A 16,833-nucleotide genomic window follows, 5' to 3' on the forward strand; every position below is an offset into this window, starting at 1 on the left:
AGGAATCAAAGCTTAAGCAGTAGCATAGCAATACCAAAATAAACAGTTAATCCCAACAAGTCATTAGTCGTGGTGATAAATGGACCTGAAGCAATTGCAGGATTGATCCCAAAACGATTCAAAACCAAAGGAGTAACCGTTCCCATGAAAGATGCCAAAAGCACAACACAAAACAAGGCAACTCCCACGGTCACACCAAAAATCGGTTCAAATCCATATAAAAAAACCACGACGCAAAATACAAATAAGCCCAGAACTAATCCATTGATTAATGCAATTAGCAATCCTTTGACAAATCGCTGGAAAGGGGTGTCATCAAATACCGATTTGGAGGCCAAGGACTGAACGATTAGGGAAGAAGCCTGAATGCCGACATTTCCTCCAGTGGCCGCAACTAAGGGAATAAATGAAGCTAAGGCTAAATATTTATTTAACCCATCTTCAAAAAATCCGATAATCTTGGCTCCCATCAACCCTCCAATCACACCAATTAAAAGCCAAGGCAGTCTGGCTTTGGAAATCAAAAACACGGAGTCAGATTCCTCAATATCCCCTGAAATACCTGCCATTGCCTGAATATCTTCTTCTGCTTCTTCCTGCACGACATCAAGAATGTCATCCACGGTGATGCGTCCTACAAGTTTATTTTTGGCGTTGACTACAGGAACAGATTCCAAATCGTATTTCCGCATGATGGCTGCCACTTCTTCCTGATCCATAAAAGTGGGAACAGAAATCACCTCCTCATCATAGATATCTTCAATTTTGGTGTTTTCTCCTGCCAAAATGATTTTTTTTAGCGAAACTCTCCCCAAAAGCTGTTGCCGGTTATTGACCACATAAATCGAAAAAATCTTTTCGACATTTTCGGCCTGTCGTCGAATTTCATTGATTGTTTGAATGATATTCCAGTTTTTGTTGGCCCGGATAAATTCCTTAGCCATGATTCCACCCGCAGTGTCCTCTTCATAGCGAAGCAGGTCAAGCACCTGATCGGATTTAAGCTTGTCTTGAAAATGTGAAATCACATCCTCTCGCTCACGCTCACCGAGAAGCTTCAAAATATCCGCTCCATCATCGGAATCCATCAATTCGATATAGGAAGCGATTTCCGGTTCATCAAACTCTTTCAATACTCTAAAAAGCGTATTGTCGTCAAGCTCGATCAAAATGTCTGCAGCCACCTGCCGATCTACCGCACGAAGGACATAAATTGATTCCTCCATAGACAACTCATCGAGAATGGAGGCAATATCGGCAACATTAACCCCTTCAAACGATTCGACAATAAAATTCAGATCCTCCGACTCGATCGCATAGCGAAGACTTTCAAGATATTCTTTGGAGAGTTCAAACTGCTTAATTATTTCCACGGGAAGCTTCGATTTGTTGGGTTAAAAAGACAAAATCCGCTACTGCCAGTTGCTCAGCCCTGAGATCCAACATGGGATTTGATTTTAGTGCTTCGGGCAGCTGAAAGGATTTCAACGAGTTTCTTAGCGTTTTCCTTCGGTTGCCAAACCCTGCTTTAACAACTTGAAAAAACAATCGTTCATTACAGGCAAGTTTTGAGGTTTGGTTTCGCTTCAATCGAATCACTCCCGAATTGACTTTGGGAGGAGGATTGAAAACCTGTGGAGGAACAGAAAATAAATATTCAATATCATAATAGGCTTGCAGCAAAACCGACAGGATTCCGTAGTCCTTATTTCCTTTGGGAGAAGCGATCCGCTGGGCTACCTCTTTTTGAAGCATACAGACCACCTCAGTGACTTTTTGCCTTTCTTCTAGAACTCTGAAAAAAATTTGTGAGGAGATATTATAAGGAAAATTTCCTGCAATTGCATAACGTTCGGGCAATTGCTCATCCAGGTTTTGTTTCAAATAATCCCCTTCGATGATGCGTTCAGTGAGTTGGGGGTATTTTTTGTGCAAATACCCGATGGATTCCGAATCAATATCAATCAGGAAAAGGTCCAGAGGCAGTTTAAGCAAATAATCGGTCAGCACTCCCATACCTGGACCAATTTCCAGTAGCTTTTTTACCCCTAGGTGGCCTTGAACCGATTGGGCAATTTGCTCAGCAATCCCCAAATCTGTCAAGAAATGTTGTCCTAGATGTTTTTTGGGTCTTACTTTTTCCATCGATTTGCTCTTGTAAAATTTTATAACTTGCAGCTAAATTAAGACATTATTCCTAAAGGATTGCAGGAGGATTTTCTTCCTGATCCTTTCAAATTCAATTCACTTTATGAGCGCAAAACTTTCCAAGCCAATCCTAGGCATCAGTATAGGTGATATTAATGGAATCGGTGTCGAGGTCATCATGAAATCGCTTCTCGACAATCGAACTTATAAAAACTTCACGCCCTTGATTTATGGCCATGGAAAAGCCATCAGCATTTACAAAAAAATGCTGGAAATGGAGGATTTTAATTTTGTACAGATCAGAAATCTGGATGAAATCCAACACAAGCGGATCAATGTCATCAATGTCCTGGAGGATTGCCCGGAGATCATTCCAGGAGTGGAAACCCAGGAATCCGGAAAAATGGCCATTGAAGCACTCAGAGTTGCAGTAGAAGACCTGAAAGAAAAAAGAATTCAGGCATTAGTCACAGCACCCTTGAATAAAAACAACATCAATTCAGAGGATTTTAAATTTGTCGGTCATACCGAATTTATTACCGATGCTGTGGGGGCAAAAAATAGTCTGATGTTTCTGGTCGCCGAGCAATTACGAGTTGGGTTGGTCACCGGACACCTCCCCATCAGTGAGGTAGCCAAAAACGTAACCAAAGCAAGGATCAAGGAAAAATGTAATCTAATGCTTCAGAGCCTCAAGCAAGATTTTGGCATTGCAAAACCGAAAATTGCGATCATGGGACTCAACCCACACGCTGGAGAAGACGGGCTTTTGGGAAAGGAAGAAATTGAGATCATCAAACCTGCCATCAATGAACTCAAAGAAGAAAACAAATTGGTATTTGGCCCCTATCCTGCCGATGGATTCTTTGGGATGATGCATCAGAGCAAATTTGATGGAGTCTTGGCCATGTACCACGATCAGGGTTTAATTCCCTTCAAATCGATTGCTTTCAGTAATGGGATAAATTTCACGGCAGGACTTCCCGTAATTCGGACCTCCCCGGATCATGGTACCGCCTACAACATAGCGGGAAAGAATCTAGCAGACGAAGGTTCGATGCGAGCTGCAATTTTTCTCGCGGCAGATATTGTGGAAAAACACCAAGAAGCTTTGGAGATTTCAAATTAAAACCAGCCTTTCCCAAATATAATTTCAAGAACTATTTCGGGAAAACAAAAATATCCCTAATTTTGCGGTCTTAAATCGAAAGGAGAAATCGTGAAATTCTTGAGAGGCTTTGACATTGAGGTAATTAAGTTTACAGAGGGCATTCATGAGATCGATTTTCAAGTAGATGATGCTTTCTTAGGGCAGTTTGAAGAAAACGAAATAGCCCAAAAGGGGAATTTGACCGCACGGGTCAAAATGAATAAAGGTGCCAATCTCATTGAGATGGAGTTTCACATCAACGGTACGGTCCGCCTGACTTGTGACAGAAGTTTGGAGGAATTTGATTTCCCATTGGATACCCGGGAAGAAATTCTTTTCAAATACGGGTCGGAAGAGAAAGAAATTGATGAAAACATCATTATGATTACCCGGGATACGCCAAAAGTGAATGTAGCCCAGTTAATCTATGAATTCATCCTGTTGGCTATTCCGGCAAAAAGAATTCATCCGGATTACCGAAACGAACTTGATGAACATGAGGACGCAGAAGGGATCTTTATTTACCTCGATTCAGAAGATTCGGAAGAAGAAGATAAAACAACTAATAACGAGCCGGTAGATCCCCGGTGGGAAAAACTGAAAAATTTAAAAAAGAACGAATAATCATAAACCACGCATAAAATGGCACATCCTAAACGAAAAATTTCGAAAACCAGAAGAGATAAAAGAAGAACGCACTATAAATTAGAGGCTCCTGGATTGGCAAAATGCCCAACTACTGGTGAAATGCACTTGCCGCACCGAGCTTTCTGGCTTGATGGTAAATTGTATTACAAGGGACAAGTAATCATCGAGAAAGAGGTTCTAGCCTAATCGTCTCTCCAAGTATCTCAAAAATCCATCTCCACAACGGGATGGATTTTTTATTTAAAGAATGCAAAAGTTTTATTCACAGTGAGTTAGTTGAGCTATGATTGATTTATTTTGGTGGTAAGAAGCATTTGTAATATTTTTGACCTCCCTGTGGGGACCTATCAACCTTAAAAAATCAAAAATCAGTTTACTGCTTTTTGAAATAACCCAAAAAGAATGAACAATATCAAAGCGATGATCACGGGTATTCAGGGCTACGTGCCGGAATATCGGTTGACCAACAAAGAGCTTGAAAAGCTGGTGGAGACCAACGATGAATGGATTACATCCCGAACGGGCATAAAAGAGCGTCGAATTTTAAAGGGTGAAAATCAGGGTACTTCAGTACTTGGCATTGAAGCAGTGAAAGGCCTTTTAGAAAAAACCGGCACGGATCCACTTGACATTGAATTGATCATCTGTGCTACGGTGACTCCCGATATGCCATTTCCGGCCACTGCAAATATCATTGCAGACAAAGTCGGCGCTAAGAAAAGTTTCAGTTTTGACATTTCAGCTGCATGTTCCGGATTTTTATATGCACTTCAGCTAGGAGCTCAGTTTATACAATCTGGCACACATAAAAAAGTAATCGTCGTCGGTGCCGATAAAATGTCCTCCATCGTAGATTATAAAGACAGAACTACCTGTATTCTGTTTGGCGACGGGGCGGGAGCGGTTCTTTTGGAACCGACTACCGAAGAATTTGGAATCAGAGATGCTATTTTAAAATCCGATGGATCGGGTGAACCCTATCTACACATGAAAGCTGGGGGAAGCCGGCGTCCTGCCACCCATGAATCCGTGGAAGCTCGAGAGCACTTTGCTTATCAGGAAGGGTCGACCGTCTTTAAATTTGCCGTAACCAATATGGCCGATGTCAGCGCTGAAGTTATGGAGAGAAATGGGCTTAGCGGAGATGATGTCGCCTGGCTTGTTCCCCATCAGGCAAACAAACGAATCATCGATGCCACAGCCAACAGAATGGGAGTGGGTCCCGAAAAAGTTATGATGAATATTGAACGCTACGGTAATACTACCGCCGCGACAATTCCCCTTTGCCTCTGGGATTATGAGCGTCAATTGAAAAAAGGCGACAACCTCATTTTAGCAGCTTTTGGTGGAGGATTTACCTGGGGAGCCATCTATGTCAAATGGGCTTACGACCCAAACTAATTAATCTGAAATAAACTCAATATTATAATGGCAAGTACTGCAGATTTTAAAAATGGACTTTGTCTTGAACTGAACAATGACATCTGGAGCATTGTCGAGTTTCAACATGTCAAGCCAGGAAAAGGTGCTGCTTTTGTCCGGACAAAATTCAAAAGTCTTACTACGGGAAAAACCTTGGACAAGACCTTTAATGCCGGTGAAAAAGTAACCACAGCCAGGGTGGAAAAAAGACCTCATCAATATCTTTACGCAGATGACATGGGGTACAATTTCATGGATACCAATACCTTCGAGCAAATTGTCATCGAAGAAAAATTGATTCCACGCCCAGACTTGATGAAAGAGGGACAACTTTGCGACATTCTAATTCATGATGAAACAGAAACTCCCCTATCAGTTGAACTCCCTCCTTTTGTGGAATTAATGATTACTTACACCGAACCTGGAATTAAAGGAGACACCGCGACCAATACCCTCAAACCAGCTACCTTGGAAACTGGAGCTACGGTAATGGTTCCTTTATTCGTCGATCAGGATACCTTAATCAAGGTAGATACACGAGACGGATCCTATTCCGAAAGAGTAAAATAATAGCTAAAGCCATATGATTTTTTTAAATCATATGGCTTTAGTGGTTTAGTCCAAAATCAGCCCTATGGCAGTCAAAAAAAAGAACCCTATGAAAGCAAAAGAAATTCAGGAATTGATCGATTATATTTCAAATTCCGGCTTGGCAGAAGTCAAAATTAAGACCGACGAATTTGAACTTTCAATAAAAAAATATGCGGATTCTGCCCCTGTCCGTATGGTAGAAGCAGCTCCTTCGCCTGCTCCGGTAACCAGTCCCACTCCTGCTGCAGCCTCATCCCCAGCACCCAAACCAGCCGCTCCTGCAGAGAGCCCGGCCTCGTCAAGCTCCAATTTGGTTGAGATCAAATCTCCGATGATTGGCACATTCTACCTTACTGCAAACCCTGATGCTGATCCATTTGTCAACATTGGAGACACCATCAAAGCAGGACAGACGGTATGTATTATCGAGGCGATGAAGCTGTTTAATGAAATCGAATCCGAAATTTCGGGCAAAATTGTAAAAGTGCTCGTATCAAACGCTACTCCAGTAGAATATGATCAGCCTTTGTTCTTGGTCGATCCGGCAGGATGAGTCTAAAACCAAATCATTACGCTGTGTTTAAAAAAATATTAATAGCCAACCGGGGAGAAATCGCACTGAGAATTATCCGTACCTGCAAGGAGATGGGGATTAAGACAGTGGCCGTTTACTCTACCGCAGATAAAGATAGTCTTCATGTGCGATTTGCCGATGAAGCTGTTTGTATCGGACCCGCACCTAGCAAAGATTCTTATCTCAATATTCCACGAATTATAGCTGCAGCGGAGATCACCAATGCCGATGCAATTCATCCAGGATATGGATTTCTTTCCGAAAATGCCGAATTCTCCAGAATCTGCGACGAATACGGGATCAAATTTATCGGAGCTTCTCCAGAAATGATTGCTAAAATGGGAGATAAGGCTACGGCTAAGGCAACCATGAAAGCTGCCGGTGTCCCAACCATACCGGGTTCTGAGGGTCTTCTGGAGTCCATTGAAGAAGGGTTAAAAATTGCCAACGAAATGGGTTATCCAGTGATTTTGAAAGCAACAGCCGGAGGAGGTGGACGAGGGATGCGAATCGTTAAAGAAGATAAAGAATTTAAAAAAGCATGGGATGATGCCAAAATGGAATCTGGAGCTGCTTTTGGAAATGATGGACTCTATTTGGAGAAATTCGTAGAAGAACCCAGACATATCGAAATCCAAGTTGTCGGAGATTCCAACGGAAAAGCCTGTCACCTTTCCGAGCGAGATTGTTCCATTCAACGACGTCATCAAAAACTCGTAGAAGAAACCCCTTCTCCATTTATTACTGACGAACTTCGAGAAGCCATGGGAAAAGCCGCCATCAAAGGGGCCGAAGCCATTGGCTATGAAGGAGCCGGAACCATTGAATTTTTGGTGGATAAAAACCGGAATTTCTACTTTATGGAGATGAATACCCGAATTCAGGTAGAACATCCCATAACCGAGGAAGTCACTGATTTTGACCTCATCAAAGAGCAAATCAAAGTGGCCGCAGGTGAAAAAATCAGTGGTAGAAATTACTTTCCTAAGTTATTTGCCATGGAATGCAGGATTAATGCAGAAGATCCGTCAAACGGTTTTCGTCCTAGTCCAGGCAGAATAAATAATCTTCACATTCCTGGTGGAAGAGGCGTTCGTGTCGATTCCCATGTTTATGCCGGCTATGTTATTCCGCCGAACTATGATTCCATGATTGCCAAACTTATTGTGAGTGGGCAAACCCGTGAAGAGGTTATTGTCAGAATGAAACGTGCGCTGGAAGAGTTTGTGATTGATGGTATTAAAACTACAATTCCGTTCCACATTGCCCTACTTGAAGATGAACAATTCAAGGCGGGGAACTTTACAACTAAATTCCTTGAATCTTTTAACTTTTCTTTGATCAAAAAGTAAGAGAAAATTCATTTTCCATTTAAATTAAAAGGCTTTCCCAAAAGGAAGGCTTTTTTTGTGACTTCCTAAGAAATCGAAATCAACAGGATTTTATTCTTTTTTTAAAGAAGTGAGGCTAATTTTGAAATATTTTTTTTTAACTTATTAGCTGTCAATTCAATTTCCCAAAATGAAATCCAGAGTAATTCATACAGGAGTAATTTTAATTTGGATTAGTTGCGTTATTTCGGCTTGTCAATCGGAAAATCAAAAGTCAATAGGGCTAAGTGGATCAGGCCAAGTCAGCTATAATTTTCATATCCGCCCAATTCTTTCGGACAAATGCTTTACCTGTCATGGACCAGACGCTAATAAACGCGAGGCCAATTTACGCTTGGATCAGGAAGAGTCAGCATTTAAGGCTTTGGAAGAAAGCCCTGGTAAATTTGCTTTGGTCAAGGGTGATATCCTAAATTCTGAAGTCTATCACCGCATTACCAGTCAGGACCCCAGCGAACTAATGCCTCCTCCTAATTCCAATCTTTCACTTAATGAGCAAGAAATTACCCTAATTAAAACCTGGATAGAACAAGGGGCAGAATACGAACCCCATTGGGCCTTTGTCAAACCTGAAAAAAAACTTCCTGAGTTAACTTCGGATTGGGCAAAAAATGAAATCGATCTATTTATTGAAGCCAAACTCCAATCGGTCGAACTCAAACCAAATCCACCTGCACAGCCGCATGAATTGATCAAACGGGCAAGTCTTGACTTGACCGGTCTTCCTCCTAGTCTAGCTATTTTAGAAAAACTAGCCAATTTTGAAGGAGAAATCAGTTATGAAAAATACCTTGATTATTTACTGGAGCAAGAAGCCTTTGGAGAGAAATTAGCCATCCTTTGGATGGATATATCCCGCTATGCGGATAGCTACGGATATCAGGATGACAATATCCGTACGCAATGGCCCTATCGAGACTGGGTGATTCACGCCTTTAACCAAAATCTTCCCTATGATCAGTTTCTGACCTGGCAGCTTGCAGGAGATCTTTTGCCCCATGCGAACAAAGAACAAATTCTGGCCACAGCTTTCAACCGAAATCATAAGTACACTGAGGAAGGTGGCGTCATTGATGAAGAATACCGGGTAGAATACGTCCTAGATAAAACCAACACATTTAGCAAAGGGGTCTTGGGAATCACGATGGAATGTGCCCAATGCCATGATCACAAATATGATCCATTTTCCCAAAAAGAATATTTTGAGCTTTATGCCTTCTTCAATAATAGTCCAGAAAAAGGCTATCAGGGCGATGTAAGTATTTCCAAACCAGCAAAAACTCCTATCCTTTGGATTGAACAGGAAGACACAAAAGATATTTTGAGCTTTATTAATCATCCCGATACAAGCAAACTCTCGGTATCGGTAATGGATGAATTGGATGGCACCGAAAAGCGAACTACCTATATTTTGGATCGGGGTCTCTACGATGCACCGACAATGCCGGTAGACCCTTCCACCCCGGCAGCTATTTTTGAATTTCCGGATCAATTTGAAAAAAACAGGCTAGGCCTTGCTAACTGGACCACACACCCAGACAATCCCCTTACCGCACGCGTTTTTGTCAATTTAATTTGGCAGGAAATATTCGGTACCGGTATCGTAAAATCTGCCGGCGACTTTGGAATGCAGGGAGATCTTCCCTCACATCCTGAATTACTGGATTGGCTTGCCGTGGATTTTATGGAAAACGGATGGGACATCAAGCGATTGTTTAAGCTTATTTTAAGCTCAGCTACTTATCAGCAATCGGCTAAAATCCAAAAAGATCATTTAAAAATTGACCCAGACAATACGTATTTAGCCCGTTCACCCCGACTTCGACTTCCTGCTGAAAACATACAGGATTTAGTGTTAGCCAGCAGTGGCCTTCTTCATCCGGAAATTGGCGGACCAAGTGTCAAACCGTATCAACCCGCAGGAATTTGGGAATCGGCTTCTTCGGGAAGAGGAGAGTTAGCCACTTATATTCAAGACAGTGGGAAAAATTTATACCGACGCGGACTTTACAATTTCATCAAGCTGACAGTTCCGCCACCCAAAGCAATCATTTTTGATTCAAGTAATCGAGATCGATGTGAAGTTGGCAGGGGTCGAACCAATACCCCGCTTCAAGCTTTGGTAATGATGAATGATCCGATGATTTTAGAAGCTTCACGTGTTTTGGCCTCCAAACTGATGACAGCCGAATCCAACCCAGAAAGTGCAATAGAAAATGCTTTCAGGCGGATACTGTGTAGAAAACAGACTTCGAAAGAAAAAATGCTCCTGACTGCGTATTATGAGGATCAACTTGCCCGCTTTGAAAACCAACCTGACCAGGTATTTGAGACTTTAAATGTAGGCGAGTTCCCCTTACGAGAAAAAGATGTAAACCCAAAAGTTGCAGCCTTAATGCAGGTAATTGTGAGTCTTTACAATTTGGAGGAAACCATAACCAAGATTTAAGATGGAAAAAGAACAATTGGAACAAGGACTAAACCACAACCGAAGAAAATTTCTGTCCAAGCTTAGCTTGGGCTTGGGAAGCGCGGCTTTGGGCTCTTTGTTGATTCCAGATTTATTTAGTGGGAAAGACAATTCAGAAGAGGCCTTGATGAACGCACTTCCTCACTTTGCTCCAAAAGCAAAGCGAGTGATTTATCTTTTTCAAAATGGTGCTCCCAGCCAATTGGAATCCTTTGATTATAAACCACTATTGAATTCAAGCTATGGATTGGATCTTCCTGAATCCATCCGAATGGGACAGCGTTTGACTGGAATGACCTCAGGACAGGATAAATTTCCCTTAGTGGGATCCTATTTTGATTTTCAGCAATATGGGGAGAGCCGAGCCTGGATTTCCTCCATTTTTCCTCATACCGCTGGAATAGTGGATGATATTTGCATTGTTAAATCCATGCACACTGAAGCCATCAATCACGATCCGGCGTTGACTTTTTTCCAAACCGGTGCTCAGGTTGGTAATAGACCAAGTTTTGGATCATGGTTGAGCTATGGCTTAGGAAGTGAAAACAGCAACCTTCCCGCCTTTTGTGTTTTGTTAAGTCGGGGGAAAGGAAATGGTCAAGGAGTATATTCCAAACTTTGGAGTAATGGATTTTTGGATGCCACCCACCAAGGAGTGCAATTTTCAAATTCCGAAGACCCTGTACTATACCTAAAAGACCCCAAAAGTATGAGTCGGGATGAGCGTCGAAAAATGCTCGATCAAATTGCTGCCATGAACGATATTCAGTATCAAGAATTTAATGACCCAAGCATATCTGCTAAAATCCAACAATACGAGATGGCCTATCGGATGCAAACAGCCGTCCCTGAGATCACCGATGTATCCAAAGAACCCGATTCCATCATCAAACTTTACGGGCCCGATTGCTTGGTACCGGGGACCTATGCTGCCAATTGTCTTTTGGCTAGAAAACTAAGTGAAAGTGGCGTTCGCTTTGTCCAGCTTTATCATCAAGGTTGGGATCAACACGACAATCTCCCTAGTCAAATGGCCATGCAGGCCAAAGACGTAGATCAGGCCTCTGCAGCCTTAATCACCGACCTCAAACAGCGTGGACTCTTGGATGAAACCCTGGTAATTTGGGGAGGAGAATTTGGCAGAACTAACTATTGTCAAGGAAAAATCCAACAGGACAATTATGGCCGTGATCATCATCCCAGGGCATTTTCGATTTGGATGGCAGGAGGCGGAGTAAAATCGGGAATGGTTTATGGAGAAACCGATGAATTTGGTTACAATATCACCGAAAATCCTGTTCACGTCCATGATTTTCAAGCTACTGTGTTGAATCTACTTGGCATTGATCACGAGCGCCTTACTTACAAACATTTAGGAAGAAGGTATCGACTCACTGATGTGTCTGGAAAAGTAGTCAACGATTTGATTGCTTAACCCATGGCAAAAGTTCCAAAAATTCAAAACTTCTTAGAAAACCTCGTCTTCGTCTGGTTTGGTTTTGCACTAACTGTTACACTAGCAGGTGATTCAATCCAAATTCCGGATTGGCTTCAAATTCTTGGAAGATCCCATCCGCTTGTCCTTCATTTTCCTATTGTCTTGTTATTGTTGGGCGCTTCCTTTTCATTTATCCCTGCAATTGAACAAAACTCCGATCTTAAAAAGCTGGCTCAATTAATTTGGATCATCGGAATAAATTTTGCCGGTATATCAGTTTTGGCTGGCTTAGTTCTCTCCTTGGAAGAATACAGTGGAGAAACACTGAATCTGCATCAATGGACCGGATGGGCAGTATTTATTCTTGCCACGGTTCTTTATTTTTTGAAGGATTCTTCCAAATTTTTTTTGAAAACGGGGAGCTTGCTGCTAGCCCTTCTGGTAGTTTTAGCTGGTCATTGGGGTGCCTCCCTTACTCATGGGGAAACGTTTCTTTTGGCTCCGATTTTTCCAGAAGAAACGGCCCAAACGAACCTTTCCGACGCCGAAATATTCAAAGATGTAATCCAGCCGATTCTTCAGACAAAATGCGTCAGTTGTCATAAAGAAGGCAAAGTTAAAGGAAAGCTCAGGCTAGATAATCCCGAAGACCTGGTCAAAGGAGGAAAATCTGGACCTTTTGTTGTGGGTGGAAATTTAAAAGAATCCCTTTTGATTCAACGAATCCATCTTCCCCTTGATGAGAAAAAGCACATGCCTCCCAAGGACAAAATTCAGCTTAATGAAGAGGAGAAAACACTTCTAGCCGAATGGGTGAAATCTGGTGCCCCTCTCGATCTCAAACTTCATCAATTAGACACCGGCAGTTCACTGTTCCAGTTAGCTTCCTCTCGTTTCACTCCGGAACCGGTTTATTCCTTTGAGTTTGCAGATGCCAAACAGGTAAAAGAGCTGAATAATTTTTTTCGAACGGTGCACCCCCTTTCCCCAGAGTCTCCTGCCTTAGTTGTTTCTTATTTTGGCATTGCTGCTTTTGATCCAGCCTCTTTAAAGGACCTGGAGAAGGTAAAAAAACAAATCATCCAGCTCAACTTGGATAAAATTCCGCTCAAGGGCATTGATTTATCCTTTCTGAAATATTGGACAAATCTGGAAACATTACGATTGAATTTTACCCAATTAGATGAATCCCAGATAATCAAAATCAGTGAAATTCATTGGCTAAAATCCTTGGCAATTTCCGGGAATACCTTGAGCGACAAATCCATCGAAGGATTGGTGAATATGAAAGGTCTTCGTCAGCTATTTATTTGGCAATCCGGGTTAAGTGAAACCCAGAAAGAAAAATTAAAATCCGGGCTGCCCCAAACCACTATTGAATTTGGATACGATGACCGTGGAATAATCTACCCGCTTAACCAACCCAAAATCGAACAGGACAACGTACTTTTTAGCGATAGTCTTGAAATCAAACTCAGCCACCCCATCCAAACGGTCGAAATTAGATATACGCTAAATGGAACAGAGCCTGACAGTTTAACAAGTCCGATCTATCAACATCCTTTTTGGGTTTATTCTTCTGGAAAATTACGGGCTAAAGCCTATGCCAAAGGATGGATCAGCTCCAACTCGGCTTCCTCCATTTTTATGAAATCAGGAGTTTTGCCTTTGAGAGTCAAACTGTTAAACCAACCTAGTCCAAATTATAAAGCTCAAGGGATAGAAACGCTTTTTGATCAAGTTAAAGGAAAAAATAATCACACCTCTGGGGAATGGTTGGGCTTTACCAACGATGCTGCCTGGATCGAAATGGAATTGGACCCCAGCAAAAAACTCAAAACTATTGGGATTTCTTTATTGTATCATGAAAGCGCCTATATTTTCCCTCCTACACGGGTTGAAATTGAGTTTTTTGAAAATCAGCGTTGGAATAAATTCCTCAATGAACAACCCAAGCCATCCACTAAAATCAATGAAATCCGCCCCGAATTAATTCAATATCAAGTCGAAAATCGAAGCCCTGAGAAAATTCGGATCAAGTTGCATCCCATCCCTTCTTTACCTTCATGGCATCCGGGTGCCGGTGCCAAAGGATGGGTGTTTGTAGATGAAATTTTACTCAATTAAATTGAAAAATAAGGCCCTTACTCGAGTTCAACTCGTACTTAGTTGACGTCTTAAGCAGTTCTTTCCCCTGACTAAAAACAAGAAGGGAACCTGACCTAGTTCTCGATAATTACCGGGACTGGAAAACCCCTTTTTTAAATAAAAGGACTAAACATAAGGGTGAAAACATGGTCCACCTGTAGGGAAGCTGCTTTACTTCAACTCATCTTGGCTTAAGCCAATGAATTACTTTGGCGAAGAAATCAAACCTAAGCTTTTTTCCAGATCAACTATCGATTAAAAGGGGAAACAAAATCAGGATTCAATCGCCAAATTGAAAACTAGGTTAAAGGTATTTAATCCAAGCTCGATACTTTGCTGGCACTCCCTTTTGGGCCAAATGCACGAAAATTTAACCCTTTTTGATAGGTGACTTTTTCCGTATAAAGGGGGGATGCTTTGGTTGGAATGGATCCGTCAGCTGTCCAACGGATTTCCAAACCAGGATTCTCCACATTAGCCCAAATATCCTCTCCTACCCTTTTCAAACCGGGCGCAGGGATCCTTAAATTCACCCCCCCAAAAATGGCTTCCAGTCTTGGGATTTCTCTTTGCCCCAATACATTGGAAAACTCATTCCACTCTTCCTCTCGCAGTTGTATTTGAGTATTTTCATCAGCCATTTTTGACCAAGTTGGATCGCCATTCCAAGCGCGCTCTACCAAACCCAGCATTTTTGGAAAAAGGAAATACTCCATCATCTCCACTGATGTGATCATCTCTGTGCAAAGTTGACCTTGAATACCGATACTATTTTGCTTTCCTTTTGCAGTCAATTCGACAAAACGATTGTTTTGATTTTCCCATGACCAAGGTATACTATTACTGCTTTGATCAAAAGAAAGAAAAAGTTGTCCGGGAACCGTTTTCCAGCCCTGATAAACATCCGAAACTCCAGACCAGATCTGTCCGGGTTCACGAGGGTCCCAATCGTAAGCTAAGGCAAAGTGAAAATTGGAACCGGGACTAATAATCACCGGATATCCTGCATTGGCTAATTGATACGCTCGGTCCTCTCCACCCCATCCAGGAACAGAATTCCTTGCATGAATCAGCCAATTTTGATCAGCAAACCGCTCATTTGGAATTAGTCCAACCTTGGATTCCCTTAATCCTACCTCTTCCCATCCTGCAAGCTGAATTCCTTCCGTATTCAAAAATTTTCCAACTCGGAACCTGAAATAATCACCGAGTTCTAATGGAGACCAAGCTTGATTTTCTTCCAAAAATTGATTGCAAACCGGAGAATCTCTCCAGCCTGCTGGAACCTCATAGCCACCGATATGCCAGGTTTTAAGTGGAATCTGGCTCGACCCGTACATTTTTTTGATTTCAAGGATAATTTTTTCATAAAATAAATAGGTGCTTTCCTGACACAGGCAGAGCGTGTTCCCTCTAAAATTCGGTGCGGAAAGATCCTGCGATTTGTCCTCAGGATCGATCAGTCTATACCTTAAACCCTCTTTTTCATCTCCCGACCGCTCATATTTCTCATAGCGCTTCTCCATTGCTTTGATGGCAGCTCTTGAGTGCGCTAATAGGCCGATTTCAGGAATAACCTCAATGAATCGATCATTGGCATACCGAATGATTTCTTTGAAATCTTCCTGAGTATAAAATCCGGTTTCTAATTCATTTTGTGCCCAAGTCCTTGCCCCATAATAAGACCCTAACATTTCAGATTCGTCCTCCGTTGCCCCTCTTTTTGACCCATTATCGGTAAGCTCGGGAAGTCCGGGAATCTCTATTCTCCAGGCCTGGTCATTAGCCAGATTGAGATGAAATTTATTGAGCTTGTAAAAAGCCATCAAATCCAAAAGTTTAAACACGGATTCTTTCGGAATAAAATGGGGGGCCACATCCAAAAAGAAGCCCCGATAGGCAAAATCAGGCACATCATCGATTTGGATTTGGGGAAGCAAAATTTCATTAGATGGTTTAGTCCAAAATTCGGGAGGCATCAAGGCTAAAAAACTTTGAACACCATAAAACGCACCTTCTGGATCTGAAGCAAGAATGAGAACTCGGTGATCGCGGATTTCCAAATGGTAGCCTGCTGAAGCAATGGATTCATTTTTAGCAATCCGAATCTGAATGGGTTTCACACTCCGGTCATTTTCCGGTTTATACCCAACTTGAACCAATTGGGTAACTGTCTTTGCAGCCTTTTCAAACACCTTGTCCGCCAACACCCCCAATCCTGCATTCTTCACCAATATCGGTTTTCCAAGGTAATTCCAAGATTTGGGAATAGGTAAGAACGGTGGAATCTCATCCTCTTTCAATAAAGAAATAATCTCATTGTTCGCATAAATTCGTTGAGCTGTCGGAATGCTGATCCCTTTCTCATCGACCATTTGGTCAAGCTCATCCACGGATAATTCAGACCTTTGGTATTTCTTGATTTCAACAATCGCTCCATTTGAATTCATTAAAATCAACCCTTCCGGAGCATGACTATTTTTCAAAAATGGTGTTTTTGAGCTATAACTGATTTCTAGTTTTTGTCCAGGATCCAGAAAAGGACTTATCCCATCCTTTCCTAAGAGCACAAAAAAATCTCCCTCCACCTGGCGGATTTGAAATTGATCTTCTTTTAAATCGGGATGATCACTTAGAAAAGCGGCGTTAAAATATAACTTCCATCCTGCTGCAATCGTGGTATCTGTATCATTTTGGAGAATAAAGGTTGCTTGATAAGATGGGGTTTCCCCTATCCGAATTTTATCCAGCCTCCATTCTACCAGTAAGTCTCCGTTTTTCTTTTGCAGCGCTGAGGAACAGGCGAAAAAGGTAAACAAGACAAGTGAAAAATTAAGCCCTCCCATGTTAAGA

The 16,833-nt window shown here is 41.9% G+C and carries 13 protein-coding genes; 10 read left to right on the top strand and 3 right to left on the bottom strand.

The features are described 5' to 3' along the window. Positions 1-5: 5 nt before the first annotated feature. Both mgtE and rsmA read right to left on the bottom strand, forming a co-directional pair. Positions 6-1,373 (bottom strand): magnesium transporter, encoded by a 1,368-nt coding sequence (gene mgtE, locus Q0L00_RS15670; protein WP_297337830.1) that lies wholly within the window; start codon positions 1,371-1,373, stop codon positions 6-8. Further along, complete coding sequence (rsmA, locus tag Q0L00_RS15675; RefSeq protein ID WP_297337831.1) at positions 1,360-2,145, bottom strand: 16S rRNA (adenine(1518)-N(6)/adenine(1519)-N(6))-dimethyltransferase RsmA; 786 nt, start codon at positions 2,143-2,145, stop codon at positions 1,360-1,362. The genes mgtE and rsmA overlap by 14 nt, the downstream gene beginning before the upstream one ends. A gap of 106 nt (positions 2,146-2,251) precedes the next feature. Between rsmA and pdxA the strand changes: the two genes are divergently transcribed. The 10 genes from pdxA to Q0L00_RS15725 all read left to right on the top strand — a co-directional run bounded on the left by pdxA (position 2,252) and on the right by Q0L00_RS15725 (position 13,959). Next, entirely contained in the window at positions 2,252-3,277 is a 1,026-nt protein-coding gene (gene pdxA, locus Q0L00_RS15680; protein WP_297337832.1) for a 4-hydroxythreonine-4-phosphate dehydrogenase PdxA, read from the top strand. Positions 3,278-3,367: 90 nt separating this feature from the next. Then, complete coding sequence (locus Q0L00_RS15685) at positions 3,368-3,922, top strand: DUF177 domain-containing protein (RefSeq protein WP_297337833.1); 555 nt, start codon at positions 3,368-3,370, stop codon at positions 3,920-3,922. A gap of 18 nt (positions 3,923-3,940) precedes the next feature. Beyond that, a complete protein-coding gene (rpmF, locus tag Q0L00_RS15690; protein WP_008201274.1) occupies positions 3,941-4,132 on the top strand; it encodes a 50S ribosomal protein L32 in 192 nt (63 codons plus the stop codon). Between the two features lie 216 nt (positions 4,133-4,348). Next, a complete protein-coding gene (locus Q0L00_RS15695; RefSeq protein WP_297337834.1) occupies positions 4,349-5,347 on the top strand; it encodes a beta-ketoacyl-ACP synthase III in 999 nt (332 codons plus the stop codon). 27 nt (positions 5,348-5,374) lie between these two features. Next, positions 5,375-5,938, top strand: a complete 564-nt coding sequence (gene efp, locus Q0L00_RS15700; RefSeq protein ID WP_297337835.1) for an elongation factor P — start codon at positions 5,375-5,377, stop codon at positions 5,936-5,938. A gap of 88 nt (positions 5,939-6,026) precedes the next feature. Next, positions 6,027-6,512 carry an acetyl-CoA carboxylase biotin carboxyl carrier protein gene (gene accB, locus Q0L00_RS15705; protein WP_297337861.1) on the top strand — a complete coding sequence of 162 codons (486 nt, stop codon included), beginning with the start codon at positions 6,027-6,029 and terminating at the stop codon, positions 6,510-6,512. 23 nt (positions 6,513-6,535) lie between these two features. Further along, the gene (gene accC / locus Q0L00_RS15710; protein WP_297337836.1) at positions 6,536-7,885 is read left to right on the top strand and encodes an acetyl-CoA carboxylase biotin carboxylase subunit; all 1,350 of its coding nucleotides are present in this window, start codon (positions 6,536-6,538) and stop codon (positions 7,883-7,885) included. Positions 7,886-8,054: 169 nt separating this feature from the next. Continuing rightward, complete coding sequence (locus Q0L00_RS15715; RefSeq protein WP_297337837.1) at positions 8,055-10,373, top strand: PSD1 and planctomycete cytochrome C domain-containing protein; 2,319 nt, start codon at positions 8,055-8,057, stop codon at positions 10,371-10,373. A 1-nt stretch (position 10,374) separates the two neighbouring features. Continuing rightward, positions 10,375-11,829, top strand: a complete 1,455-nt coding sequence (locus tag Q0L00_RS15720; RefSeq protein WP_297337838.1) for a DUF1501 domain-containing protein — start codon at positions 10,375-10,377, stop codon at positions 11,827-11,829. 3 nt (positions 11,830-11,832) lie between these two features. Beyond that, positions 11,833-13,959, top strand: coding sequence for a c-type cytochrome domain-containing protein (locus tag Q0L00_RS15725; protein WP_297337839.1), 2,127 nt, complete (start codon positions 11,833-11,835; stop codon positions 13,957-13,959). 335 nt (positions 13,960-14,294) lie between these two features. Here the strand turns inward: Q0L00_RS15725 and Q0L00_RS15730 are convergent, their stop codons facing one another. Beyond that, positions 14,295-16,826: a family 20 glycosylhydrolase gene (locus tag Q0L00_RS15730; protein WP_297337840.1), complete on the bottom strand. Its 2,532-nt coding sequence runs from the start codon at positions 16,824-16,826 to the stop codon at positions 14,295-14,297. Between the last annotated feature and the right edge of the window lie 7 nt (positions 16,827-16,833).

It is taken from the genome of Algoriphagus sp. (genome assembly GCF_024305035.1).
In the GTDB taxonomy this organism is placed as follows: Bacteria; Bacteroidota; Bacteroidia; order Cytophagales; family Cyclobacteriaceae; genus Algoriphagus.